The sequence below is a fragment of the Polaromonas sp. P5_D5 genome (genome assembly GCF_054049435.1).
In genome coordinates this window covers 16,638-40,416 of record NZ_JBFUMJ010000008.1, presented here as the reverse complement: position 1 = coordinate 40,416, position 23,779 = coordinate 16,638, and the positions used below count along the sequence as shown (strand labels likewise).

The following is a 23,779-nucleotide window of genomic DNA, read 5'->3' as shown; positions in this document are numbered from 1 at the left end:
CCTCAGAACGGGGAATCGGGGAAGTAATACTGCTTGGCGTTTTCCCTGGTCACCAGCACCGACGGGATGATGGTGGTGGCCGGCAGTTTCTCACCCTTCACCCGTGCGGCGGCCGTTAGCTTCATCGCATCGGCAATCATGGCGGGCGAGTAGGTGACGTCGGCCGTCACGATCTTGTCGCCGTCCATGACCTTCTTGATGTAGTCCTTGGAACCTGCGCCGCCCAGCACGAGCTTGACATCGGTTCGCTTGGCCTGCGCGATTGCCTTTTGCACGCCGACCGCCATGTCATCGTCCGAGGCCCAGACGGCGTCGATCTGCTTGAAACGGGTCAAGTAGTCCTGCATCACCTTGAAGGCATCGTCGCGGTTCCAGTTGCCGTGCTTGGCATCCAGAACCTTGATGTCGGGATAGTTCTTCATCACAGCCGTGAACGCGTCTACGCGCTGGTTGTCGATGACCGTGGGAATGCCCCGCAGTACTACGACGTTACCCTTGCCGCCCAGGGCTTTGGCCATGTACTCCGCCGATACCTTGCCGAAGCCGGGGTTGTCGCCGGCAACGTAGGCGTCCTGCGCATTCGCATCCGTCAGGCCGCGGTCGACAACCGTGACGTACACGCCTTTGCCCTTGACCTGCGCGACCGGTTGCGTGAGCGGCGCCGACTCGAATGGCAGGATCACGAGGGTGTCGATCTTGTTGGCTGTGTGCAAGTCCTGTACCTGGTTCGCCTGTTCCGAAGCAGACCCGGCCGTCTTGATGGTGACTTTCAGGCCCGGGTACTGCTTTTCCAGCTCGGACTTGGTCCGGTTGGCCCAGTACACGACCCCGCCCGTCCAGCCGTGCGTGGCGGCCGGTATCGAGACGCCGATGTGGGGCTTGCCCTGGGCCATGGCGGAGGGCGCCGCACCCAGCGCCGCGAGAACTGTGGCGCCTGCGGCCATCAGACTTATCAGTGATTTCATGGTTTGTCTCCTTATGTTGTGAGAAACGGCAGCCTTGCCACCTGTGGGGAACCGGTTACTTGCGCCCGCGCTGGAAGAACGCGACGGCGATGATCACGAAGCCCTGCACAGCCGCGTTCAGGTACACACTGATGATGCTGGTCAGATTGAGGATGTTGCCGATCACCGAGAGCAGCACGGCGCCGATTACGGTGCCGGTGATGCCGCCGGCGCCGCCACGCAAGGCAGTGCCTCCGACGATGACCGCAGCGATGGCTTCCAGCTCCCACAGCAGCCCGGTGCTCGGCGAGGCCGAACCCAGGCGCGGCACATAGAGCACGGTGGCAATACCCACGCAAATGCCCAGCAACATGTATGTGAGAACCTTGACGCGGTCCACCTCGACGGCCGCGTAGCGCGCAACCTGCTCGTTGGAACCGATGGCCTGAACGTAACGGCCAAAGGCAGTGCGGTTGAGAACGAGGCCTCCCAGCAAAGCGACAGCGGCGAATACCCACACGGGCACCGGCACCCCCAGCCAGCTGCCGTAATACACCGGGCTGTAAACATCGACCAGTGCACTGTCGAGCGTGATGGCGCCGCCGTTGGAGAAGTAGGTCAGGTACGCGCGGAAGATGCCCAGCGTTCCCAGCGTCACGATGAAAGGCTCGATACGACCCTTGCTGATGAGCAGCCCGTGGCCCAAGCCGAACAGTGCGCCAAGTACGACTGCGAAGGCCATGCCGGTCACCACGGCCGCCATGGGGTTCCAGCCGGCGCCTGCTGTCGCATTCATCAGCAGGATCGTGCTGCCCGCAATCAGCGCGGCCATGGATCCCACCGAGAGATCGATGCCGCCGGAAATGATGACGAAGCACATCCCCACCGCGATGATTCCGATGAAAGCCGTGCGGGTGAGCACGTTCATCGCATTGTCGAGGCTGGCGAAGTTCTCGTTGAGAATCGCACCCGCGATGCACATAAGTGCCAACCCGGCCAGTGGCCCGGCTCCCGTGAAAGAGGGCCATTTGCGCAGTGCCGGCCTGGCGACAGGCACTGGAGCGGCGGCGGTATCAGTGGGTTCCAGTTGCATGGGCAATCAACAGTTCTTCGGACAGCTGATCCTGCGCGAGCTCGGCAGTGAGCCTTCCCTGGCGCATCACAAGGACGCGATGACATAACCCGATCAGCTCGAGCAGCTCGGAGGACACGACGATGATCCCGCGGCCTTCGCTGGCCAGCCGCTGGATCAGGAAATAGATATCGCGCTTGGCGCCGACGTCAACTCCTCGCGTCGGTTCATCCAGCACCACGACTTTGGGATCGGGCTGTAACACCCGCGCGAGCGCCAGCTTCTGCTGGTTGCCGCCGGACAGGGCGGAAGCCGGTATGTCAGAGCGTTGCGTGCGGATGCCAAATGCCGTGGTCGCGGCCACGAGGGCTGCCTGTTCCCGCTGCGGGTCGAGCAGCGGCTTCGCATAACGCTCCAGCGCCATCAGCGTGAGGTTCTGCGCCAGCCCCATGCGCAGGTGCAGGCCACGCGTCTTGCGGTCCTCGCTGAGATACGTGAGCCCCAGCCGTGCGGCCGAACGCGGATTGCGCCGCATCCAGGTTTTGTCCGCTACCTGCACAGATTCCGCGCTGGAGGGGCGCAACCCCAGGAGCCCTTCGAACAGCTCGGTCCGGCCCGCACCGACCAGCCCTGCAAAGCCAAGCACCTCCCCGGCGCGCACCTGGAAACTTGCGTCGTGGCACCACCCGGGTACGGTCAGTCCTTTCACGTCCAGCAGGACGGGCGCGCCGGCCGCCACGGGAAGCCTGCCCGGAAAGAGATCGGCCAGTTCGCGCCCCACCATCAGGCTGGCCATCTGCTGGCGTGTCACGCTCTGCGTGGACCGGCGAGCCACGAAGCGACCGTCGCGCATGACGACCACCTCGTCGGTGATGCGTTCGACTTCGTCCAGCTTGTGGGAAATATAGAGGATGGTGGAGCCTGCCGCTCTCAATTGCCCGATGAGGGAAAACAGGCGCTCGGTCTCGGAAGGCGTCAATGTGGCGGTGGGCTCGTCCATCACCAGTACGCGCGCGCGCCGGCTGAGCGCGCGTGCGATCTCCACCAGCTGTTTCTCGGCCACGATGAGGTCGCCCACGCGGCGCGCGGGGCTGCAATTCAGGCCAACCTGACGCAATGCGGCGCCCGCCTCCCTGGCCATCAGGTCTTCATCCAGCAGCCCGTAGCGCTTGCGCTCATGGCCGAGGAATATGTTCTGCGCAATGGTGAGGTCATCAGCAAGGTTGAATTCCTGATGGATCATCACCACACCGGCCGCTTCGGCCTCGCGCGGCCCCTTGAAACGTACGACATGCCCGCCCACCTCTACCACACCCTCACTGGCGGCCTCATAGCCGGCCAGGATTTTCATCAGCGTCGACTTGCCGGCGCCGTTTTCTCCAAGCACCCCGTACACCCGGCCCGGTGCGAGTTCGAAACTGACCCCATGCAGTACCTGCACGGGGCCGAAGCTCTTGCTCACGTCTTTGAAGCCGACCGTCAAACTCACTGAGTGCTCCTGCGTTCGGTTCTTCAGGCCGCGCCGGCGAAGATCGCGGCATTGACCCGGTTTTCCAGCCACTCCTGACGGCCGCTCACAGGCTTGGGCCGAAGATCGTTGACGAAGGCATGTTCGGCGAGCTGGCTGAGGCTCATGTCGCCAGTGATGATGCGCCGCCCCAGTTCACCGTCCCAGTTCGCGTAGCGCTGCTGGCGGAACTGCTCAAGCTCGCGGGACTCCATCAAACGCGCGGCACTCTTGAGTGCCAGCGCCAGCGCATCGATCGCACCCACATGCCCGTGCAGAATGTCAACCGGATCCATGCTTTGGCGCCGCACTTTCGCGTCGAAGTTGAACCCGCCACTGCCGATGCCGCCGGCGCGGAGGACTTCGTAGAGTGCCAGCGTGAGGTCCTCCACACTGTTGGGAAACTGGTCGGTGTCCCATCCGTTCTGCGGGTCGCCACGGTTGGCATCGATGCTGCCGAAAATTCCGAGGGAGGCAGCGGTTGCGATCTCGTGCTGGAAGCTGTGGCCCGCCAACGTGGCGTGATTGGCCTCGATGTTGAGCTTGATCTCCTTTTCCAGGCCGAACTCCTTCAGGAAGCCATACACAGTGGCGCTGTCGAAGTCGTATTGGTGCTTGGTCGGCTCCAGCGGCTTGGGCTCGATAAGCAGTTGCCCTTTGAAACCGATCTTGTGTTTGTGGTTCACCACCAATTGCATGAATCGGCCCAGCTGCTGGCGCTCGCGCTGCAGATCGGTATTGAGCAGGGTGTCATAGCCTTCGCGCCCACCCCACATCACGTAGTTGGCACCGCCAAGCTGCTGGGTGGCATTGAGTGCGCTGAAAACCTGCGTCGCCGCGTACGCGAAGACGTCGGGGTCCGGGTTGCTCGCTGCGCCGGCTGCGTAGCGGGGGTGGCTGAACAGGTTGGCAGTCCCCCATAGCAGCGAAATGCCGGTTTCTTTCTGCTTCTGGGCGAGCACATCCACCATCGCGGACAGATTGCTGCGGTACTCGGCCAGGTTCGCGCCTTCCGGCGCCACATCGGTGTCATGGAAAGTGTAGAACGGGACATCGAGCCGGGAAATCAGGCCAAAGGCTGCGTCCGCTTTCTTCCGCGCCATCGTCAACTCGTCTCCACCGGCATGCCAGGGCCGCGCAAACGTGCCTTGTCCGAAGACATCGCTGCCGGGCCACACGAAAGTGTGCCAGTAGCAGACGGCAAGCCGCAGGTGCTGTGCCATCGGCTTGCCTAGCACGACGGCACTGGCGTCATAGTGACGGTAGGCCAGGGGCGTCGTGGCCTGAGGGCCTTCATAGCGTACGGGTGCGATGGATTCGAGAAAGTTCATGTTTGTGGTGGGTAACAGCTTCCAATGGCACCATCCTAGAACCGCCGGCCTCCGCCCGCGATTGCGAAATTTGCGAGGGCAGCTTGCGAAATTGCTTTCTGCAGCGCAGCAATCTGTCCGATATGCCGGTATCCTCATGGTCAACCGACCCGACCATGAAATCGTCATTACGTCAAAGTGGCCCCACCGTGCTGCGCGTGGCATTGCTCTTCCATGCGAGCAAGGTGTACGACCGTGAGATCATCACGGGCATCGGCGACTATGTGAACCACACGCGCGTCGCCTGGGATCTCTTCCTTGAAGAGGATTTCCGCTTTCGGCTTGACGGCATCCACGACTGGGACGGCGACGGGATCATCGCGGACTACGACGATCCGGCCGTGGCGCATGCCCTCACAGGAGTACGCGTACCTGTCGTCGCCGTCGGGGGCTCCTACGAGGATCCAGCGTGCTACCCCGTCGATGTGCCGTATGTTGCGACGGACAACCGCGAACTGGTCGCGCATGCGCTGACCCACCTGGTGGAGTCCGGGCTTTCTCGTTTTGCCTGCTACAGCCTGCCGGAATCGCCACTCAACCGTTGGGCCCAGGAGCGCGAAAAAGCGTTCACTGCCCGCCTTGCCCGCGATGGGTTGGCTGGTGAGATCCACCGGGGCCTGGCAACCAGCGCGCCCACATGGGGCAGCGCGACAAGGAAACTGCTCTCCTGGCTGCAAAGCCTGCCCAAGCCCGTTGGCATAGTCGCCGTCACAGACGCGCGCGCACGGCAGGTGCTGCAGGCTTGCATCGTCGGCGCAATCGCAGTTCCCGACGAAGTCGCCATCATCGGGATCGATAACGACACACTGGGCCAGCACCTGACGAGAATCCAGCTCAGCTCGGTCAGCCAGGGAACCCACGAAATGGGCCATCGCGCGGCGCACCTGTTGCACCAAGCCCTGAGCGGCTCGCCGGTGAACGACGTGCGTGTGGTCGTGCCCCCGGCTGGCGTGCATTCGCGCGCGTCCACCGCGCGCGACGTCGAACACAGCGCAACCGTGATGCGTGCTCTCCATTACATCCGTCAATACGCCTGCCAGGGCATCAAGACGGAGCAGGTTGCCGAAACGGTGGGGCTTTCGCGCTCATCGCTGGAGATGTACTTTCGCCGCGAGTTGAAGCGCTCCGTCCACGACGAAATCCTGCTGTACAAGTTGCAGCGTTGCTTTCAGTTGCTCAGCAACACGCAAATGGGCATCGATGACATCGCGCGGGCGAGCGGCTTTCGTTCCGTCCAGTACCTCAATACAGTGTTCAAACGGGAACTGGGAGCAACGCCGGCTTCGTGGCGGGAAAGCCGTCGGAGCTGAGCCGGCAGTTTCTCTGGTCCGCTACGCCTTGTGCCGGCGATAGAACGCGAGGGCGTTCTTGAACATCACTTTGTCGCGCACGCCGGCACCGAACGGGGCCAGATACGCCTCGGCGACAGCGATCTGGGCTTCGAAAGTCCCGTGCAGGGTGATTACCGGCCAGTTGCTGCCCCAGATCAGGCGGTCCTTGCCGAACGCGGACATCAGCACGTCGAAGTGCGGCTTGTACGAAGCGAGGTCGGTGGGAGACGGAAAAACCACGTCGCCGGGAGCGTACATGTCATAGAACGACGAAAACTTCATGTACAGATTCGGGCAGTCGCTGGCGAGGTGACGAACGTCGGACGCCCAGGCGGGGTCCACCGCCGGCCCGGTTGCGCCGCCCAAATGGTCGATGATGACGCGCAGATTGGGCACCGCGGTACAAAGCGCCTGCACCTGGCTCTTCGGGTTCCTGGTCCCCCGGCTGATGATGTCGAGCGTCATACCGCGCGCTGCCAGGTCGCGCAGGCTGGTGAGCTGTGCCGCGCTGAGCGTGATGCCCTCAGCCGGGCCGGTGAGATAGCCGCGGATTCCCACAAAGCGCGGGTCAGCTGCGAAACGCGTGAGGTCAGCGGAAAAGTTCGGCGCGCCAATCTCGAGATTCCCGACGAAGAACGCGTAAAACGGATCGTTCTTGGTGAGGTCGAGGACCCACCGGTTGTCCTGAACAATGCCGCTCGCTTCCACGATCCCGGCCGCCACCACGCCCTGGGACCTGGCGAATGCGCTGTACTCCGGCGGCAGCACGTCGCGGAAGATCGGCCCTTCCGCCGCTGTGGGCCATGGCACACCGCCGGGCCGCGTCATCTGCCAGAAATGAATATGTGTCTCGACGATGGGCCGTTTGCCGGGCGAGGCGTTGCGTTCGGCGGATTCGATCGCAGCCTGCAGCGCCTGATCGACGGCACCACGCCCCCCGCGCGCCGTTGCGAGCCACGTCATGCCAGCGCCGCCGCTGCTGCCGCACAGTGCCTCAGGCCTTTGCTTACTGTCTCCTTCATGGTCCCCTCCTTGTCGGGTTGATGGGTGTTCCGGAACGAACCCTGTCATACGGTAAGTCAGTGATGGCTGACACAGTGTTGACGCTGATCGAGACGCCATTGGACGGTGACACGTCTCCGGCAGGATCGCGGATCAGGGTAAGACCAATATTACATATGTGTCAATATTGGCCTGACCAACCAACACCGCAGACCCGCGAAGCCCACAGAGAAGCAACGATGGATCGGAAATAACCGGCACCTCCCCGGCAAGTGGTTTTCACTCGGTGCAAGCGCCCGAACGCAGTGACCCGGCGAGAAACAGGGACGGCGCCGGCGTCGTAGAGAGCCGCCACCCTCTCTAATCGGTGAAGGCTCGCGCCCGAGGCCAAGTCCACTTTCTTTCCTGCTGGCTTCGCCATGTCGTTTGCAGCGAAGTCTTTTCTCCTCTGAAGCGCACAGCCAGGAGGACAACTCCGGAATCGATATAGGTTGCAACCCATACGAATTCGTGTATGGATCAAGCCCAAAACATGATCGCCAAAGCAGGGCCGGCTTGCTATCATCCGCGCCATTCAGAGGGCCCGAATGCAACCACCTTCTTCCGGACTCCTTCTCGTCACGGGTGCCACCGGCAAGGTGGGCCGCGCGTTCATCCAGCGAGTACTGGAGGACGCCAGTCTCGAGCGCTTCCGCGTGCGGGCGCTCTGCCACAACCGTGTGTTGCAGCCCCGCGAACGCCTGGAGTGCGTGCGGGGCTCCATTCAGGATCGCGCGGACGTGCAGCGCGCGCTCGAAGGCGTGACACACGTGCTGCACCTGGCCACAAGCAAGGAAACGCCGGACGAGGTGATGGATGTCGCCGTCAAGGGCATGTTCTGGTTGCTCGAGGGCTGCCGGACAAGCACCACCTTCCGGCAATTCGTGCTGGTCGGCGGCGACGCCGCTGTCGGGCATTTCCACTACGCGCACCCCGTACCGGTGGTAGAAAGCCAGCCGCATACCGCCTACCCTGGATGCTATGCCCTGTCCAAAGTACTGGAAGAAGTAATGCTCCAGCAGTACCAGGCCCAGTATGACCTGAACGGCTGCTGCCTGCGTGCACCCTGGATCATGGAGAAAGACGATTTCCGCTTCACCTTGTCCTTCGGCGACGACGTGTTCGGAGGCCCGCGCTGGCGGGACCTGGTGACACAGAGCGAAGCGCGCGACCATGTACGCAGCGGCGCCGTCCCGGTGATGCTTGATCCGGATGGGCAACCGGTGAAGCGCAACTTCGTCCATGTATGCGATCTTGTGGATGCCATCTTGCTGGCCCTGGACGCACCACGCGCCCGGCAGCAACTGATGAACGTGTGCATGGACGAGCCACTCGACTATGGCGAGCTTGGCACATACCTGGCACGCACGCGGGGCCTGCCGCTCGTGCCAGTCCGCACACCCTACCACTCCACGTGGCTGGACAACACCAAGGCGAAGTTCCTGCTGGGCTGGCGCCCCCAGTTCGACATGGCCCGGATGGTCGAGTCCGCGTGGACGTACCAACGAGCGCCCGACGACCCTCGCATGGTCTGGTATCCCGGCTGAGTTCAGCCGCCCGCCACAGCACCGGGCGGTCAGTAAGGCAAGAGTGCTGCACCCGATCGAACAGATACGAAGACAGGAGACACAAGATGAACCCGATGAAACGACGCAGCTTTGCCGCCATCATGGCGGCCGCCGGCCTGGCATACGCTTGGGCGACACCGGCCTGGAGCCAGGCGAAAGGCAAGAAGCTGGTGATCGGCTTCGCGCAGACCGGCGCCGAAAGCGAGTGGCGCACAGCCAATACGGACTCCGTCAAGGCCGCTGCCAGCGCGGCCGGCTATGAACTGAAGTTCTCTGACGCACAGCAGAAGCAGGAGAACCAGATCAAGGCAATCCGGTCCTTCATCGCCCAGAAGGTGGACGTCATCATCCTCGCGCCGCTCGTCACGACGGGCTGGGATACCGTGCTGCGGGAGGCCAAGTCCGCCAAGATCCCCGTCATTCTGGAAAGCCGCAGTGTGGTGGTGAAGGATCCCTCCACCTGGACCACCTTCGTGGGTTCGGACTTCGTCGAGGAAGGCCGGCGCGCCGCCCAGTGGTTGCTTGATAACACCAAGAACACCACGGGCGACGTGAACATCGTCGAACTGCAGGGCACCGTGGGCTCCGATCCCGCGATCGAACGGAAGAAAGGCTTCGAGGAAGGGCTCAAAGCCAATCCGCGCTACAAGATCATCCGCTCGCAGACCGCCGACTTCACCCGCGCCAAGGGCAAGGAAGTCATGGAGGCCTTCCTCAAGGCTGAAGGCAAGAAGGTCAACGTGCTGTACGCGCACAACGACGACATGGCCATCGGCGCGATTCAGGCCATCGAGGAAGCGGGCCTGAAGCCGGGCAAGGATATCCTGGTAATCGGCGTGGATGCGGTCAAGGGCGCCTTCGAGGCGATGATCGCCGGCAAGATGAATGTCAGCGTGGAGTGCAACCCCCTGCTTGGTCCCCAGCTGATGGAAGCGGCAGCCAAAGCCGCCTCGGGGCAAACGCTGCCACGCTGGATCAAGTCGATCGAGGGCGTGTTCCCGGCCGAAGTGGCTGCCAAGGAATTCCCGAACCGCAAGTATTGACACTGACAGTCGGGGCCCGCTGCAAGCCACAGCGGCGGGCCCAGCTGCGGCTCATCATTCTCAGAGTCGCCGCGACGTCGTGAGCTACACCAGGCTGCGTGCCCAGACACCAGACGTCGCCAGGTAGCAGGCGTATAGCGACGTCGTGGCCGTGATGAAAAGGCGGTTACCTCGCGGCCCGCCGAACTCTACATTGGCCACCGGCTCGGGAACGAGGATCCGGCCGAGCAGTTCGCCCTGCGGCGAGAAGCAATGCACGCCGTCTCCGGCGCTGGTCCACACATTGCCGCGCAGGTCTACGCGAAGGCCGTCCGGTATGCCCGCATCCACGGTGGCGAAGACTTCGCCGCCTCGCAGCCGGCCGCCGGCTGCCACGTCAAACACCCGAATGTGTCGTGGCCCCTGCGGATCATGCGATGCCCCGGAATCCGCCACATACAGCAGGGTGCCGTCCGGAGAAAACGCCAATCCATTGGGCTGCACGAAGTCCGTGGCGGCAGCTTCCATTCGCCCGCTCCCGGCGTCGACCCGGAACACGTAGCGGCCACCGTACTCGGGCTCGGCCGCATAACCCTCGTAATCGGACAGGATCCCGTAGGTCGGGTCGGAGAACCACACGGCGCCATCGGGCGCGACAACGGCGTCATTCGGCGAGTTCAGCCGCTTGCCTTCAAAGGCGCTTGCGATCACGATGCGCCCGCCATCGAGCTCGGTGCGGCTGACGCAGCGCGTGCCATGCTCGCAGCTGATCAGGCGGCCTTCGCCATCACGCGTATGGCCGTTGGCGAAGTTGGAGGGCCTGCGAAACTCTACTACGTTGCCCTCGCCTGCGCCGTCAGGCACCCACCGCAGGACGCGGTTGTTGGGGATGTCGCTGAACAGCAGGAAGTCGCCGGCCGGAAAATACACGGGGCCCTCCGCCCAACGCGTGCCGGTGAAGAGCTTTTCTACAAACCCGTTCGGCGGAACCAGTCCGCGAAAACGCACATCGTGCAGCAGGAAATCGCCCCGGATGCCATAGCGGTCAGCCAAGATCACCTCACCCTGGCCGAACGGCCATACAGCAGCAGCATGCACAGGATCAGCGCGCCGTAAATGATCTGGCGGCCCGCCTCGGGCATCTGCAGCACCGCAAGCACGCTTTGCAGCAGCACGATGAACACTACGCCTGCAACGGTGCCCAGGTAGCTGCCGCGGCCGCCCAGGATGTTGGTGCCGCCCAGCACGACCGCGGCGATCGCGGGCAGTACGTAGGGATCACCCATGGCCTGGTAGGCGTTGGCCGAGTAGCCGGCGAGCAGTATGCCGGCGAGCGCTGCCAGAGCCCCGCAGGCCACGAAGCACAGCACGATGACTTTGCCGGTGCGCACGCCGGACAGGTAGGCGGCGCGCTCGGTGTTGCCGATGATGTACACGTAGCGACCGATGGCAGTGCGCGTCAGCACCAGGTAGAACAGCAATGAGACGGCCACCCAGGTCCACACGGCATTGGGCACGCCAAACGTCCTGCCGACGCCCAGTGCACGCATCAGCTCGGTAGCGCCGTGCACCGGTGCATGCCCGCCTGAGTAAAGGACCATCAGGCCCTGCAGCACGGCGTTCGCGCCCAGCGTGAAAATCATCGAAGGGATGCGCAGGATCGCCACCCCCAACCCATTGACCAGGCCGATCAACGCGCCGCAGGCGATGCCTGCGGGGATCGCCCAGCCGGCGCCATAGGTGGCGCCCGCGGCGGCGGCCATCATTGCCCCGGTGGTGATGGTCCAGGGCACCGACAGGTCAATGTGGCCCAACAGGATGACGGCCATGAGCCCGGCGGCTGTGATGCCAAGGAAGGCGGCGATCTGCAGTTGCAGCAGCAGGTAGCCCGGCATCAGGAAGTTGCTGTTGACGACGCTGGCGGCCAGCAGAAGGGCCAGCGAACACAGGGCCACCATGGCCGGCGGATTCAACAGCAGTCGCTGGAACACACGCTTGCTGGTGGCGGAGGAGCGCGGAGTGTCAACGGAGAGGCTGGTCATCAGAACAGGTCCAGGCGGTTTCGCAGGCGAAGCACGTGCAGCGCGCCGACGCACACAGCAGCCAGAAGGATGAGTCCTTCGAACAGCGGCTGCCAAAGCGCAGGCGCATTGAACACGAACAGCAGGTCGCCAATGGTGCGCAACACGAAGGCACCCAACACCGATCCCACCATGCCCCCTGCGCCCCCATAGAGCGAGGTTCCGCCGATCACGACCGCCGCGATGGAATTGAGGGTGTACAGGCCCGCCTGCGGCGAGCTGGCCTCGCCCGACAGGGAGATCAGCGACAGCAGCAACCCGGCAAGCCCTGAAAGCAGTCCCGCGGCGGTGTACGCGATGAATTTGGCCCGCTGCGACGGAACGCCCGAAAGATAAGCCGCCTGCTCGGACGACCCCACGGCATAACAGGCGCGGCCGATGACCGTGCGCCTGAAGGGCATCCAGCCCAGCACGATGACCACGGCCAGCAACACCAGCGTTGTGGGAATCGTGCCGAAGAGACGACCGGTCAGCGCGTCTGACAAGCCCTCGCTGACCTCCCCGCCCGGCGCAGGACGCAGCAGCAAGGCCAGGCCGAAGAACACTGCGCCCGTGGCGAGCGTGACGATGATCGGCTGCAGGCGCCCGAATACGACGATTGCACCATTCAGGGCACCGGCCGCCGCCCCGGAGGCCAATACCAGCACCACCCCGAGTGCCACTTGCCAAGGCGCACCGTTCACCACGACGGAGGCCAGGCAACTGGTGAGCACCATCACCATCCCCACGGAGAGGTCCAGGCCGCGCGTGATGACAGGCAGGGTCTGGGCCATCGCAACGATGGCCAGCAGCGCCGCCTTGTTCGAGGCCGTGGTGACGATGCCGACCGATATCGAGCGCGGATGCTCCAGCAGGTACAGCGAAAACATCAGGATGAACACCACCAGCGCACTCAGCGGACCACTGTTGCGGCGCAGCCCTCGCAGCCATTCTTCCCTGTTCATGTGACGGCCTCCGGTTCGGTTGAAGCGAGGGATACGTTGAGGGATGAGGCCACAATCGCCTGCTCGGTGATCTCCTCCCCGACAAGCGTGCGCGCGATGCGTCCTTCGTACATGATCAGGATGCGGTCCGCCAGGCCGATCAGTTCTTCGTAGTCGGTGGAGTAGAGCAGGATGGCCACGCCCTGGGAAGCAAGCTGGCGCAACAGGACATAGATTTCCTGCTTGGTGGCCACATCGATGCCGCGTGTGGGATCGTTCAGCAGGAGCACGCGCGGCTGGGTCATCAGCCACTTGGCGATCACCACCTTCTGCTGGTTGCCGCCGGACAAGGTCTGCACCGGGTCTTCCACGGAACCGATCTTGATGCGCAACTTGTCCACCATCTGCGCCACGGCCGCCTGCTCGCCCCCCGGGCTCAGCAAGCCGTAGCGCGTGAGCGCCTCCAGCCGGGCAAGGCTCGCATTCTCACGGATACTCATGGGCAAGACCAACCCTTCGGTCTTGCGATCCTCCGGGATGAGGGCAATCCCCAGCCCGGGTTGCTTGCATATGTGTGGCGTCAGATTGGTGACCGGTTGACCAAAAACCTCGATTTCGCCGTGCACACCCTTAAGCACGCCGAAAAGCGCCAGCAGCAATTCGCGCTGCCCCTGTCCGTCCAGCCCTCCCAGGCCGACGATCTCGCCTCGCAGAATCTCCAGCGAAATGTCCCGGAGGCTGGGCTCCCAGCTCAAGGACTTGACCGTGACAGCCGGTCGCGCATCCGTGGCCGGACCGGTCTTGGGCGGGTACGACTTGGCGACGTCACGACCGATCATGAGTTGCACCACTTCAGCGTCGGTCCGCGTGCCGTTGGCAAACGTGTCGACGCGGCGACCACTGCGAAAGACCGAACAGGTACCGGCGAGCGCCTTGACCTCGTGCATGCGGTGCGAGATGAACAGCGCTGCGACGCCCTGGTCTCGCAGACTGAAGAGCAGGCGGTACAGGCGTTCCACGTCTTCGCTGCTGAGGGCGGAGGTCGCCTCGTCCAGGATGAGCAGGCGCGGCTGCGCACCTAGCGCCTTGGCAATTTCGACGACCTGCCGGCGGGATAGCGGCAGGTCGCGCACGCGGTCCATGGGATGGATGTCGCCGCAACCCAGCAAGGAGAGTAGCTCGGTAGCTCGCTCTTGCTGAGTCCTGGCGTCGATCAGGCCGTACTTCATCGGGGGCCTGGACAGGAAAATGTTGTCGCACACGGACAAGTCCGGGACCAGCGACAGTTCCTGGAACACGCAGACGATGCCGCGCTCGCGCGCGGCGTTCGGAGAGTCCAGCCGCAGTTCCTTGCCGTCCAGCAGGATGCGACCCGCGTCGGGCTGAACGACGCCGGCGATGATCTTGATCAAGGTCGACTTGCCGGCACCGTTCTCGCCCAGAACAGCGTGGATTTCACCTGCCGTACAAGCAAAGTCCGCGCTGTCAAGCGCACATACGCCGCCGTAGTGCTTGGTGATGCCCTGGAGTTCGAGCAAGAGTTTCTGGGTCACGAAAAGAAAAGCCTCCAAACAGGAAAAAGCCGGGCGCGGCCACACAGCCCGGCGTTAAAACTCCAAGGCTGATCTCAGGTATTTCCCTCGCTCTGCTTCATGATGTCCGGCGCCGTCAGGTTGATGTTGCAAGGCGGAAACTCGTTGGCCACGTAGAAGGTGTCGGGCAAATCCGGGTAGAAGTTCTTGCCGGGTGCCATGTTCTGGTATTCCACGTAGGGAATGGGCACCGAGATGTACTGCGGCAGCTTTTGGCCTTGCAGTGCGGCGATGGCCGCCTTCAGGGCCACGGAGACCAGGCCAGGAGACTGCGCGGCCGAAGCGCCTTTGAGGCCGTCCTTATGGTGCTGATAGACCATCTTGCGAAAGCCATTTTCCCCTTCCGCACCGATCGGCACGAACGGGTGCTTGGCCTCGATCAGCGCACGAATGGTGCCGTTGGATCCAGCCTGCGTGTAGATGCCGTTGAAGCGGCCATGCACGGCAATCGCGTCGGCCGCTACCTTCTGCGAAGTGCCGTCGTCCCAGTTGCCCACCACTTCGATGATCTGGACCTGCTTGTGCTTGTCCATGATCTCGCGGAAACCCAGGTGGCGGTCGCGGTCCACCGAGTTGCCCGGCAGGCCGCGGATCTCCAGCACCTTGCCGCTGGTCACGCCATTTTTCTCCAGCCAGCGGCCCATCAGGCGGCCCATCTCCAGCTGGTCTTCGTTCACCTGAATCACCTCGTCGGTGTCGAGCACATTGTCGAACGGGATCAGCACGACACCGGCCTCCTTGGCGCGCTTGATCACCGGCTTGAACGAGGTGGGCGACACCGCGATCGTGAGGATGGCGTCGAAGCCCGCATTGATGAAGTTGTCGATGGCACCAAGTTGCGCAGCCACGTCCGTGCCGGTGGACACGACCTTCAGCTCCTTGATGTGCTGCTTCATCTCCGGCGTTGCTGCATAAGCCTTCAGCGACTTGATCATCTGGATGCGCCAGCTGTTGCCGGCATAACCATTGGCCAGCGCGATACGGTACGGCCCCTTCTTGGCCGGATACTGGATGGTCTTGGTGTTGCCGGAGAACGGCTTGAAGCAGGCCGGCTCGTAGGTCTGCGCCAGCGCCGGCGCGCCCAGGCCGGCCAGTGTTGCGGCCGCGCCCGCGGCCAGAATATCTCGTCTCGTTTGCATGCTTGTCTCCTGTTTAGAGTAAGCCGGTCTCTGAAGCCGGCGAGCTGACAACGGCGCAGGATTGCGCGAAGCATTTGGCCAGGCCAAAACTTAACCAATTCATTTTTGGTCTGGCCATAACGGACCGCATCAGGGCTTTCCCTTGACTTGCGCCGCTTCGAAGGCTGCATCGCCCCTCAGAACCCAAGGCGCCGCAGGCGGGTCAGCCTGCCTGCGACGCCAACACGGGCGGCGAGCTCCAGGAGCGGGTCGACATGACAGTCCGGAAATCCTCGACCGTCGCGTTGCGGCCGCCAAGTAACGTGGCTTCGCGCTTGTGGAACTCAGGATCGGAGAGAGTAATGCTGTCGCGGACGATGGAAACGAGGATGTACTTTCCATCGTGGGCGAGGAACCGGAATCCGCGTTCCTTCACGGATCACGTCAGCATGATTGGCCTTGTGCAGGGGTCAGGCCGGTAACGACATATTTGCTAATTTGGACTGACCACTCTCGGCGGCGAGCTTTCGAATCTCGGAAAACCTGGGGAGACTCCCAGCAGCGGAAGCGGTACTTTCGCAGCCTCTGATATTCCGTTCAAAATTAGTTCCGGCATCTCGCCATCAAACAAGGCCGGCCCGGCCAGGCGGTCGACCCAGTCCAGAAGCTGCATGCCGCAGTACACCACGTGGCGCCCACGGATGGTGATGCGCAGTCCCCGGCGGTGGCGCTGGAAGACTGGCTCCCCGACCGCGTCCTCGAAAGCCTTCAGCCGGTGGCTGGCGCCCGACAGGGACAAGTGGCAGCGACGCGCAGCTTCCGACAATGAACCGGACTCGGCGCAAAGCACCACGAGCCGGATCGAAGCGAGATCGAAGCGTTGAAGGTTGATAAATTTGGTCATGCCAATTTTTTGAATGTACCAATTTTGGTCTGACCAGACAAGGTTTTTCCACCACAACTTACCGGCCATGGCCACGCAGGGGCACCGCCCGACGGTATGATCCTTTCGTTACACCTTCCCCGTCATGAGAGTTACCAAGCCTGCCGAACCCCGCCGCCTGTATCAGCAGATCGCCGATCAGATCAGGGAATTGATCGCCAAAGGATCGTTCCAGGTCGGCGACCGTCTGCCGGCCGAGCGCGAGCTGGCATTGCTCCTGGGCGTGTCCCGCCCTTCGCTGCGCGAGGCATTGATTGCCCTGGACGTCCAGAGCAGTGTCGAGATCCGTGGCGGCTCGGGTGTCTACGTCTGCCCTCAACCTAAACGCACTTCCGGGAAGGCCACACCCGCACTCGGCGAGAGCCCAAGGGAACTGATGCAGACGCGCTCCGCCCTGGAGAGCGCGGTGGTGATCCTTGCCTGCGCGCGCGGCACCCCTGAGCAGCTCAAGCAGCTTAGGACGATCGTCACGAGAATGAGGGCTGAAACGGATCGCAACCGCGCCCCGCTGGATCTTGATCGACGCTTTCACATGACGCTCACGCAGATGAGTGGTAATTCGGTTATGGCCCGCATCATCGCCGAGTTGTTCGATGAACGGCACAGCCCGATCTCGGCCAAGCTGTCTTCGAAATACGAGAACCCACGCACCTGGAAGGCTGCGCTGAAGGAACATGAAGCTATTCTCAGCGCTCTGGATGCACGCGATCCGATAGCCGCACAGGCTGCCATGCTCGCCCATCTGCGCGCCTCCGAGCTGCGTTGGGTGGGGGACTGACCCCGTCCCCTGAGGTGTGCATCCATGAGCGCACGATGCGCGGATTGCTATCGCTCGCACCGGAAATTGAATTGGTGCCGGGCCCGAGTCGAGCCTAGCATCGCGCGTGCCCCCCGCCGCTGCACATCGCAATTTAGGAGACGATTCACATGAACATGCAAACTCGCTATCCCAGCCTGAAAGACCGGTCCGTCCTCATCACCGGGGGGTCGACCGGCATCGGTGCCACCTTGGTGCGGCAGTTCGCAGCGCAAGATGCGAAGGTCGGGTTCATCGACATCGACGTGGACAACGCACTCGCCCTTCAGGCAAGTGTGGCGAAGGAGCTCGGCAAGCGCGTGCATTTCATGCGCAGCGACGTCACCGACACTGACGAAATGCGCCAGGCGATCAAAGTGCTTCGCTCCCAGATCGGGCCGATCCGGGTGTTGCTGAACAACGCGGCCAACGACGAGCGACACCTGATCGAGGACACGACACCGCAATCCTGGGACGCGGGTGTCGCCGTGAACCTGAAGCACCAGTTCTTCGCGGCACAGGAAGTCGCGCCGGACATGAAAGCGCTGGGCGGTGGCTCCATCGTCAACTTCGGCTCGGTCAGCTGGATGCTCAAGCAAGGCGGCATGCCGGTTTACACCACCTGCAAGGCGGCCGTGCAAGGGCTCACCAGGAGCCTGGCGCGAGACTTCGGGCCCTTCCGCATTCGGGTGAACACCCTGGTGCCGGGTTGGACCATGACGGAAAAACAGTTGCGGCTGTGGGTCACACCCGAGTCCAAGGCAGACCTGGCCCGTGCGCAATGCCTGCCGGGGGATTTGATGCCTGAACATATTGCGAAGGCAGCAATGTTCCTGGCTTCCGATGACAGCGAGATGATGACGGCGCAGGATTTGGTCATCGACGGGGGCTGGACATGAGCGACGGGCCAATCGAAGGCTGTTGAATTCCATCGAAATCTGACATGGGCGGTCCCACCAGGACGATAGCGACGCCCCAGAACTGAAAAAGCCCCTGAATCCGTTAGGAATCAAGGGCTTGCGCATCTGGTGGCCTGGGGCGGAATCGAACCACCGACACAAGGATTTTCAATCCTCTGCTCTACCGACTGAGCTACCGGGCCTGAGCCTCAGATTATATATCACCAGAAAGGGAGGCCCGGCCCGCTGGGGGCCGGCGAGTCAGACGCCGCGTTTGCCGCGGGTCAGATCCACGCCGAGTTGCTTGAGCTTTCGGTAGAGGTGGGTACGCTCAAGACCGGTTTTCTCCGCCACACGGGTCATGGAGCCACCTTCCTTGGCCAAATGAAATTCGAAATAGGCTTTTTCAAATTCGTCACGTGCATCGCGCAGGGGCTTTTCAAGCAAAAAGCTTTGTGTGGCCTGAGGACCCAGGTCGACGGGTGTCGGCAAGGTCCCGCCGGTCATCACGGCTTCTACCGTGAGGTCGGCTGCGTGTGCCGCGGGGCTGCTGTTCATTACGGCGGGTTTGCGGGGAGCTGCCTTGGTGAGGCCCTGCTCCACGGCCTTCAGGAGTTTTTGCAGGGTAATGGGTTTCTCAAGAAACGCCATGGCGCCGATCTTGGTAGCCTCGACTGCCGTATCGATCGTGGCGTGGCCGCTCATCATGATGACGGGCATGGTCAGCAAGCCACTGGAAGACCACTCCTTGAGCAGCGTCACGCCGTCAGTGTCAGGCATCCAGATGTCCAGTAGCACGAGGTCGGGCCTGGAACGTCCGCGGGCGGCGCGGGCCTGAGCGGCGTTCTCGGCGAGCTCGACCTGATGCCCTTCGTCATTAAGAATTTCTGAGAGAAGGTCGCGTATGCCCAGCTCGTCGTCGACCACCAGAATATTTGCCATGATTGAATTGCTGCCTGCCTGTTATTGCGAATGCCGTGCGGATATCGAAGTGTTACTGAATGTGTTGTTAAGCCACAACTGCAAATGATAACGACACTTGTGCCCCTTGCACCAAACCGTCTGCCACGCGGTTCGAAATATCGATGCGGGCTCCGTGTTCATCTGCAATTTTTTTGACGACCGCGAGCCCCAGCCCCGTACCCTTTACCTTGGTCGTGACGTAGGGCTCGAACGCGCGTTTGAGGATATGTTCGGGGAAGCCCGTTCCGTTGTCGCGCACCGTCAGACGCACACGCCTGGACGTTTCAGAGTATTCGGTCTTGAGCGTAACCCGTCCGTCCTCCTTGCCTTCCTGCGCATCCTGGGCGTTCTGCAGCAGGTTGTGGATGACCTGGCGCAGCTGCTGATCGTCGCCCTGGATTTTCGGGGCCTTGGGGTCCAGCTCTGTAACGACCGGAACCGCGGCACTGCCGCTGCGCAGTTCGCTGTGATCGTCACTGAGGTAGAGCTGCATCACATCGTTGATCAATGCATTGAGGTCAACAGGCTTGAGTTCGGCTGCCGGCAGGCGGGCGTAGTCGCGGAATTCATTCACAAGCCGCTTCATCGCGTCGACCTGGTCGACGATGGTTTTGACGGATTTGGTGAGCAACAGCTGCTCGGGTTCGCCGACCTTGCCGGTGAGTTTCATTTCGAGGCGCTCAGCCGACAGCTGGATCGGCGTGAGCGGATTCTTGATCTCGTGGGCCAGGCGGCGCGCCACCTCGCCCCAGGCCTGCGCGCGTTGGGCCGACACCATTTCGGAAACATCGTCAAACACCAGCAAAAACTCTTCGGTGCCCGGCATCTTGGCGCCACGGGCGATCAGCGTGATGGCGTTGTCGGGCGCACCGGGCACGGCCGCGTTGAGCTCAAAAGACTGCTGCCAATGCTCAAGCCCGTGCGGCGCCCCATCGCTGAGGTAATCGGTGAACTGGGCCAGCACATCTTTGGCAAACAGGCCCAGGCCTGGCACTTCGCCCAGCGATTTTCCGTGGTATGCCGCCAGCGGCGCACGCAGGATGCGGGTAGCCCCAGGGTTGCTGGACTGGATGCGGCCATGCACATCCAGCACGATCACGCCGGCGGTGAGGTTGTCCAGAATGGTCTGCAGGTTGGCGCGCGCGGCATCAACCTGGCTCATGCTTTGCTGCACTGCCGAGCGGGCATCGGCCAGCTGCTGTGTCATGTCGGCAAAAGAACGCGTGAGCCCGCCCAGCTCGTCCTTGCCCTGCAGGGCGGCCTTGGGTGTCAAGTCGCCCTGGGCCACCTGGCGCACGCCCTCCGCCAGCACCAGCAGCGGCTTGGCCAGCTGGTTGCCCAGCACCACGGCCAGCAGTACCGCACCGAATACGGCCAGGAACAAGCTGAGCGTGAGTGTGCCTATATACATCTTGCGCAGGCCTCCGCGTGCCAGCGCGCGCTCCTGGTATTCGCGGTTAGCTTCCTGGACGGCGACAGCATTGGCCACCAGGCCCTCAGGCAGCAGCTGGGTCACCTGCAAAAACCGCGCGTCGCCCAGCACGTTCACATTGGGGTTGTTCACCACGGCAATCGCCTTGACCCGCGCAACGGCCCCCGGCGCGGTACCGGCAGCCCCACCTGCGGCCAGCTCGCCGTTGCCGGCAGACACCACCTCATCGAGGCCTTCAATCTGCGTGACAACGCGCTGTGTGCGTGCTGCGCGCAGTTGCTGCACCGAAGGGCGTTCGGGTTTCAGCAGAAATCTCGACTCACCTGCGCTGGCGATCACCTGGCCCGAGGGGCTCCAGAGCACCACATCGCTGGCCTGGAGCTGGTCGCGCAGGCGTTCAAGTGCGAGGCCAGCCATGGCGTCCGGCGTCTCGGAAATTTGGGTGGCGGCCTGTCGTGTCTTGTTGCCAAGGTCGGCGGCCAGGGTGTCCAGCGTGGCCCGGCCCAGGTTCAACCCGGCCGCCAGCGCCCCCTCCACTTCCACGTCAAACCAGCTTTCAATCGACCGCGACACAAACTGGTAGGACACCACATAAATCATCAGCCCCGGCATGAGGCCGACCAGCGCAAAGATGGCGGCCAGCTTGACCAGCAGCCGGCTGCCGAAGCGGCCGCGGTACAGCCGCAGTGCAAGGCGCGCCACAATCCATCCGATGACCAGCAGCAGCAAGCCGGCAACGGCCACGTTGAGCACAAAGAGCAGTGCGTAATTGCGCTCGTACAGCTCGCGATTGCCGGTGGCCTGCGTCAGCAGGAACATCAGCACCAGGCCGAGCGCCGCGATGGCCCCCACCCCGACACCGACCGTCCAGCGAAAAGCCTTGCTGCTCTTGAGGGAGCCGCCGCTGACCTGCAGGTTCACTTGACGCCCTCGGCGCTGGAGACCACAGGCGTGGCGGGCTCCAGTTTCAGCCGCTCCCTGACCTGCGCGGAGATATTCCAGTCTTTTTGCCCGGCTACCCCGATCTGGAAGGGGCGCGGCAGCTGCGTCAGGTCGAGCCTGAAACTGAAATCAAGCTTGTGGGCGGCGTCGGGGTCGACCTCGGCCGCATCGGCGATTTTCCAGCGCGCCACGCGCTGGATGGCAGACAGGGCCTCGGGAAGGGTCTCGTAATTCTGGTTCAGTGTGGCGCGCAGGCCCGCCGAACTGGTGATGAGGCCCGAAGCAATGTTGACGCGCCAGCGGCGGGTCAATGGCTGGTATGCCAGGCGAACGGTGCGGGCCGCACTGGCCACGCGCGGGTCCGTCCAGTACCAGCGGTCGCGGTAAATGTCGGCTTCGACCACAAAAAACATCGGGATCCCCTTGAGCAGGGCGTCTTCCACGACCGCCGGAAGCTCAAACCGGACCTGCGCAGACAGGTGAACACCATCGTCACCGCGCTCCACGCGCAGCTGCGTGATCTCGGTGGCCAACGCCGGTCCCGGTGCGGCCATCGCGATGCAAAGGCACAGCCCTGGCAGAAAACGCCCCATGATGCCCACCGCACGCCGCCAGCTGTCAGCGGCTGCGTTTTTCAAGGAGGGCGTAATAGAAACCGTCGTGTTCACGCATCAAATTGTCCGGGAAGACCGTCGCTCCGACGCCACTTTGGGGGAGCAAATGCCCCGGCGAAGGCTTTAATAAGGCGTCGGTGTGGTGCGTAAGAAACGTTTGTATCTGGTTGTCGCCTTCCGCGCGAAAAACTGAACAGGTGCAATACAGCAGGCGCCCGCCGGGCTTGAGCAAAAGCCAGAGCGTTTTAAGCAAATGCGCCTGGATGTCGGCCAATTGGGTGATGTCCGTGGGCCGGCGCAGCCAGCGTACATCCGGGTGGCGCCGCACGATGCCCGAAGCCGTACAGGGTGCATCCAGCAGGATCGCGTCGAATGCCTGCCCATCCCACCAGGAATCAGGCTGGCCGGCATCGCCGACACGGATGTCAGCCTGCAGACCCAGGCGGTGCAGATTCTGCTTCACGCGCTCGCAGCGGCGCGCATCAATGTCCAGCGCTGTCACGTCGCAATCGGCCAGTTCAAGCAGGTGAGCGGTTTTGCCGCCCGGTGCAGCACAGGCATCCAGCACTTTCAGCCTCCCGGCTTCACCGCCCTCGGCTTTCAAACCATCCAGAAGCAAAGGCGCAGCCAGCTGCGCCGCGGCGTCCTGAACCGAAAAATGCCCTTCCGCAAAGCCCGGCAACGAGCTCACGGCCTGCGCACGGGCGAGGATGACTCCCTGCCTGCCGACCGGTGTTGCTTCAATATTGATAGCTGCCAGCGCATGCTGGTATTGGGCTTGAGTCGTTTTTCGCTCATTAATGCGCAAGATCAGCGGTGCCTGGGTATTGTTGGCCTGCAGTATGGCCTGCCAGGCCCCGGGGTGGTCCTTGCGCACCCGGTCTATCCACCACTGGGGATGGTTCCACACGGCCTGCGGGCTTTTCTCGGTGCGTGCCACCAGCTCCTCGCGTTCGCGCAAGAACCGGCGCAGGCACCCATTGATAAAGCTGGCCTGGTGCTGTGTGGCGTCGCCGCGCTTGGCGGCTTCAACGGTCTGGTCGACCAACGTGTGTGCCGTGTATCTGGCCCCCGCGCTTGTCGCTTCGCGGGCCTTCGGCGGTGCGCTGCCCCATTCAGAAGAAGAAGGGGCTAATTTTCCTGGGGGCGGCCCGCCGGAAAATTGTTCCGGCCGGCTGACATCGATTTCGTTCCAGGCCAAGGCGAGGGCGACACACAGCAACGCATCTGCCTCGGGCGGCGGCGGGCGGCGCGCCAGTTGCTGGCGCAAGGCCTCGGCGCGGCCCAGCCAGCGCAGCGTGTGAAAACCCAGCGCCTGGACGCCGGGCCGCAACGCGGCATCCACATCTTCCAGCGCGGCGGTCATGGACTGGCCATCACGCACGGCCATTAAAAGGGAAGCAGCGCCCTGAAGCTGGCGCCACAGGGGGACTTGGGTCGGGTTGTCTTGCATTTGTCTCACGGATACCGCCCGAAGGGGACGGCAACCTGTATTAGACCAGTAGCAAGTCCCCGCCGCGCCACCCCGAATTGCAAGCAGGGGCCGCGGGACCGGCTTTGCCGGACCGCAGGCGCAGCGGCCCCCTCGGGGGGCAGGGAGTTACGCGAAGCGAACGACCGT

20 protein-coding genes, 1 tRNA gene and 1 pseudogene are annotated in these 23,779 nt (G+C 63.0%); 5 read left to right on the top strand and 17 right to left on the bottom strand.

Annotated elements, in window-relative coordinates; all coding sequences use genetic code 11:
* Positions 1-2: 2 nt before the first annotated feature.
* The 4 genes from ACXJKE_RS21655 to xylA are packed head-to-tail and all read right to left on the bottom strand — an operon-like array spanning position 3 to position 4,854.
* A complete protein-coding gene (locus ACXJKE_RS21655) occupies positions 3-965 on the bottom strand; it encodes an ABC transporter substrate-binding protein (protein ID WP_457282651.1) in 963 nt (320 codons plus the stop codon).
* Positions 966-1,020: 55 nt separating this feature from the next.
* Positions 1,021-2,031: an ABC transporter permease gene (locus tag ACXJKE_RS21650; RefSeq protein ID WP_457282702.1), complete on the bottom strand. Its 1,011-nt coding sequence runs from the start codon at positions 2,029-2,031 to the stop codon at positions 1,021-1,023.
* Positions 2,018-3,505, bottom strand: coding sequence for a sugar ABC transporter ATP-binding protein (locus ACXJKE_RS21645; RefSeq protein ID WP_457282650.1), 1,488 nt, complete (start codon positions 3,503-3,505; stop codon positions 2,018-2,020). The genes ACXJKE_RS21650 and ACXJKE_RS21645 overlap by 14 nt, the downstream gene beginning before the upstream one ends.
* Before the next feature lie 23 nt (positions 3,506-3,528).
* Positions 3,529-4,854, bottom strand: a complete 1,326-nt coding sequence (gene xylA, locus ACXJKE_RS21640; protein ID WP_457282649.1) for a xylose isomerase — start codon at positions 4,852-4,854, stop codon at positions 3,529-3,531.
* A gap of 155 nt (positions 4,855-5,009) precedes the next feature.
* Between xylA and ACXJKE_RS21635 the strand changes: the two genes are divergently transcribed.
* Positions 5,010-6,203 carry a XylR family transcriptional regulator gene (locus ACXJKE_RS21635; protein WP_457282648.1) on the top strand — a complete coding sequence of 398 codons (1,194 nt, stop codon included), beginning with the start codon at positions 5,010-5,012 and terminating at the stop codon, positions 6,201-6,203.
* Positions 6,204-6,224: 21 nt separating this feature from the next.
* On the opposite strand, the gene ACXJKE_RS21630 is transcribed toward ACXJKE_RS21635, so the two are convergent.
* Positions 6,225-7,187 carry an amidohydrolase family protein gene (locus ACXJKE_RS21630; RefSeq protein ID WP_457282647.1) on the bottom strand — a complete coding sequence of 321 codons (963 nt, stop codon included), beginning with the start codon at positions 7,185-7,187 and terminating at the stop codon, positions 6,225-6,227.
* Positions 7,188-7,813: 626 nt separating this feature from the next.
* Between ACXJKE_RS21630 and ACXJKE_RS21625 the strand changes: the two genes are divergently transcribed.
* Both ACXJKE_RS21625 and ACXJKE_RS21620 read left to right on the top strand, forming a co-directional pair.
* Positions 7,814-8,812 (top strand): NAD-dependent epimerase/dehydratase family protein, encoded by a 999-nt coding sequence (locus ACXJKE_RS21625; RefSeq protein WP_457282646.1) that lies wholly within the window; start codon positions 7,814-7,816, stop codon positions 8,810-8,812.
* 86 nt (positions 8,813-8,898) lie between these two features.
* A complete protein-coding gene (locus tag ACXJKE_RS21620) occupies positions 8,899-9,876 on the top strand; it encodes an ABC transporter substrate-binding protein (RefSeq protein WP_457282645.1) in 978 nt (325 codons plus the stop codon).
* Between the two features lie 84 nt (positions 9,877-9,960).
* Here ACXJKE_RS21620 and ACXJKE_RS21615 read toward each other — a convergent pair whose 3' ends face one another.
* The 7 genes and pseudogenes from ACXJKE_RS21615 to ACXJKE_RS21585 form a co-directional block, all read right to left on the bottom strand.
* Positions 9,961-10,908 carry an SMP-30/gluconolactonase/LRE family protein gene (locus tag ACXJKE_RS21615; protein WP_457282644.1) on the bottom strand — a complete coding sequence of 316 codons (948 nt, stop codon included), beginning with the start codon at positions 10,906-10,908 and terminating at the stop codon, positions 9,961-9,963.
* Between the two features lie 2 nt (positions 10,909-10,910).
* Positions 10,911-11,897 (bottom strand): ABC transporter permease, encoded by a 987-nt coding sequence (locus ACXJKE_RS21610; RefSeq protein ID WP_457282643.1) that lies wholly within the window; start codon positions 11,895-11,897, stop codon positions 10,911-10,913.
* Positions 11,897-12,880, bottom strand: coding sequence for an ABC transporter permease (locus ACXJKE_RS21605; protein ID WP_457282642.1), 984 nt, complete (start codon positions 12,878-12,880; stop codon positions 11,897-11,899). Before ACXJKE_RS21605 ends, ACXJKE_RS21610 begins: the two co-directional genes overlap by 1 nt.
* Positions 12,877-14,412, bottom strand: a complete 1,536-nt coding sequence (locus ACXJKE_RS21600; protein WP_457282641.1) for a sugar ABC transporter ATP-binding protein — start codon at positions 14,410-14,412, stop codon at positions 12,877-12,879. Before ACXJKE_RS21600 ends, ACXJKE_RS21605 begins: the two co-directional genes overlap by 4 nt.
* Before the next feature lie 74 nt (positions 14,413-14,486).
* On the bottom strand, positions 14,487-15,590 hold the full coding sequence (locus tag ACXJKE_RS21595) for a sugar ABC transporter substrate-binding protein (RefSeq protein WP_457282640.1): 1,104 nt from the start codon (positions 15,588-15,590) through the stop codon (positions 14,487-14,489).
* Positions 15,591-15,843: 253 nt separating this feature from the next.
* Positions 15,844-15,996: pseudogene (locus ACXJKE_RS21590) on the bottom strand (dehydrogenase); the annotation flags it as partial.
* A 66-nt stretch (positions 15,997-16,062) separates the two neighbouring features.
* Positions 16,063-16,473: a helix-turn-helix domain-containing protein gene (locus tag ACXJKE_RS21585; RefSeq protein WP_457282639.1), complete on the bottom strand. Its 411-nt coding sequence runs from the start codon at positions 16,471-16,473 to the stop codon at positions 16,063-16,065.
* A 124-nt stretch (positions 16,474-16,597) separates the two neighbouring features.
* Here ACXJKE_RS21585 and ACXJKE_RS21580 point away from each other — a divergent pair, with 124 nt between their 5' ends.
* Positions 16,598-17,290 (top strand): FadR/GntR family transcriptional regulator, encoded by a 693-nt coding sequence (locus ACXJKE_RS21580; protein WP_457282638.1) that lies wholly within the window; start codon positions 16,598-16,600, stop codon positions 17,288-17,290.
* Between the two features lie 149 nt (positions 17,291-17,439).
* Complete coding sequence (locus ACXJKE_RS21575; protein ID WP_457282637.1) at positions 17,440-18,207, top strand: SDR family NAD(P)-dependent oxidoreductase; 768 nt, start codon at positions 17,440-17,442, stop codon at positions 18,205-18,207.
* Between the two features lie 127 nt (positions 18,208-18,334).
* Here the strand turns inward: ACXJKE_RS21575 and ACXJKE_RS21570 are convergent.
* The 5 genes from ACXJKE_RS21570 to rsmB form a co-directional block, all read right to left on the bottom strand.
* Positions 18,335-18,410: transfer RNA gene (locus ACXJKE_RS21570), tRNA-Phe, on the bottom strand.
* A gap of 58 nt (positions 18,411-18,468) precedes the next feature.
* Complete coding sequence (locus ACXJKE_RS21565; RefSeq protein WP_457282636.1) at positions 18,469-19,149, bottom strand: response regulator; 681 nt, start codon at positions 19,147-19,149, stop codon at positions 18,469-18,471.
* A gap of 67 nt (positions 19,150-19,216) precedes the next feature.
* Positions 19,217-21,523: an ATP-binding protein gene (locus tag ACXJKE_RS21560; RefSeq protein WP_457282635.1), complete on the bottom strand. Its 2,307-nt coding sequence runs from the start codon at positions 21,521-21,523 to the stop codon at positions 19,217-19,219.
* On the bottom strand, positions 21,520-22,182 hold the full coding sequence (locus ACXJKE_RS21555; protein ID WP_457282634.1) for a DUF4390 domain-containing protein: 663 nt from the start codon (positions 22,180-22,182) through the stop codon (positions 21,520-21,522). Before ACXJKE_RS21555 ends, ACXJKE_RS21560 begins: the two co-directional genes overlap by 4 nt.
* Positions 22,163-23,611: a 16S rRNA (cytosine(967)-C(5))-methyltransferase RsmB gene (gene rsmB / locus ACXJKE_RS21550; RefSeq protein WP_457282701.1), complete on the bottom strand. Its 1,449-nt coding sequence runs from the start codon at positions 23,609-23,611 to the stop codon at positions 22,163-22,165. The genes ACXJKE_RS21555 and rsmB overlap by 20 nt, the downstream gene beginning before the upstream one ends.
* Positions 23,612-23,779: the final 168 nt, after the last annotated feature.

What these genes read in the sequence shown, in the direction of transcription:
- ACXJKE_RS21655 (WP_457282651.1), bottom strand. Translation starts at nt 965, where the DNA reads ATGAAATCACTGATAAGTCTGATGGCCGCAGGCGCCACAGTTCTCGCG.
- xylA (WP_457282649.1), bottom strand. Translation starts at nt 4,854, where the DNA reads ATGAACTTTCTCGAATCCATCGCACCCGTACGCTATGAAGGCCCTCAG.
- ACXJKE_RS21635 (WP_457282648.1), top strand. Translation starts at nt 5,010, where the DNA reads ATGAAATCGTCATTACGTCAAAGTGGCCCCACCGTGCTGCGCGTGGCA.
- ACXJKE_RS21630 (WP_457282647.1), bottom strand. Translation starts at nt 7,187, where the DNA reads ATGACGTGGCTCGCAACGGCGCGCGGGGGGCGTGGTGCCGTCGATCAG.
- ACXJKE_RS21625 (WP_457282646.1), top strand. Translation starts at nt 7,814, where the DNA reads ATGCAACCACCTTCTTCCGGACTCCTTCTCGTCACGGGTGCCACCGGC.
- ACXJKE_RS21620 (WP_457282645.1), top strand. Translation starts at nt 8,899, where the DNA reads ATGAACCCGATGAAACGACGCAGCTTTGCCGCCATCATGGCGGCCGCC.
- ACXJKE_RS21610 (WP_457282643.1), bottom strand. Translation starts at nt 11,897, where the DNA reads ATGACCAGCCTCTCCGTTGACACTCCGCGCTCCTCCGCCACCAGCAAG.
- ACXJKE_RS21605 (WP_457282642.1), bottom strand. Translation starts at nt 12,880, where the DNA reads ATGAACAGGGAAGAATGGCTGCGAGGGCTGCGCCGCAACAGTGGTCCG.
- ACXJKE_RS21595 (WP_457282640.1), bottom strand. Translation starts at nt 15,590, where the DNA reads ATGCAAACGAGACGAGATATTCTGGCCGCGGGCGCGGCCGCAACACTG.
- ACXJKE_RS21585 (WP_457282639.1), bottom strand. Translation starts at nt 16,473, where the DNA reads ATGACCAAATTTATCAACCTTCAACGCTTCGATCTCGCTTCGATCCGG.
- ACXJKE_RS21580 (WP_457282638.1), top strand. Translation starts at nt 16,598, where the DNA reads ATGAGAGTTACCAAGCCTGCCGAACCCCGCCGCCTGTATCAGCAGATC.
- ACXJKE_RS21575 (WP_457282637.1), top strand. Translation starts at nt 17,440, where the DNA reads ATGAACATGCAAACTCGCTATCCCAGCCTGAAAGACCGGTCCGTCCTC.
- ACXJKE_RS21565 (WP_457282636.1), bottom strand. Translation starts at nt 19,149, where the DNA reads ATGGCAAATATTCTGGTGGTCGACGACGAGCTGGGCATACGCGACCTT.
- rsmB (WP_457282701.1), bottom strand. Translation starts at nt 23,611, where the DNA reads ATGCAAGACAACCCGACCCAAGTCCCCCTGTGGCGCCAGCTTCAGGGC.